We start from the raw sequence: 726 nt of genomic DNA, 5'->3' as shown, positions 1-726 counted from the left end.
GGGCCAGCGAGCGTCAGTCGTGCGAGTGGCCGCAGCGGCGATGGCGACAGCAGCGACGCCCCCCTACCGTCCCAAGCACGGGCAATGCGGTCCAGTCTGCACCTGGCCAACGGGCAGCCAGCACGTCCAGCTGCAGCCAATCACCGCTGGCCTCCCACGGCACGGCGGTCGGTGCCAGCCGCGGCGCAGCTGCGGTCGGCTGCAGCGCGGGCAGCAGCAGGAACTGCAGGCCTGCATCCGACGCGTGGCCACGTGCTGCCTCTAGCGCCGACACTGTCGCTGCGTGCGCTGTCGCGGGCAGCGCTTGCCGCTGCGCCGTTCTGACCTCCGTTGCAGCCTCGGTTGCCGCCGCCACCGCCGCCGCCACCGCCGCCGCCACCGCGGCTTGTGCCGCTGCGCTGCGCTGGCGCGGCCACGCCTGCGCGGTGGCGTCGTGCAGGAAGGAGGCGCTCCACGCCGAGGCCGCACACGGCGTGGGCACCAGCTCCGGCGCCGAGGGCAGCTGGCACCGGCCCGCCACCGCCAGCGCTGCGTCTGAGCGGCTGCCCGCAGGGGCAGGGCGCGCAATGGCCACGCAAACCGACATGCCCGGCTCGCTCCCCGCGTGCGGCCGCAGCAGCCTGCCCGACAGCACGGCAATGCGCACGCGCAGCACCGGCTCTGCCACGCCGTCCAGCACGCGAGTGTCGCACTGCCACGCTGCCTCCGTTGGCCCCGCCGCCGAGA

1 protein-coding gene is annotated in these 726 nt (G+C 75.3%); it reads right to left on the bottom strand.

Annotation, left to right across the window (positions count from 1 at the left end):
* Window positions 1–13 precede the first annotated feature (13 nt).
* On the bottom strand, window positions 14–726 hold a 713-nt coding region (locus ACK4SE_RS13975; RefSeq protein WP_409693923.1), incomplete at its 5' end, for a hypothetical protein.

Source organism: Brevundimonas sp. (genome assembly GCF_046293315.1).
GTDB lineage: Bacteria > Pseudomonadota > Alphaproteobacteria > Caulobacterales > Caulobacteraceae > Brevundimonas.
This window is presented reverse-complemented; position numbering and strand designations above follow the sequence as displayed.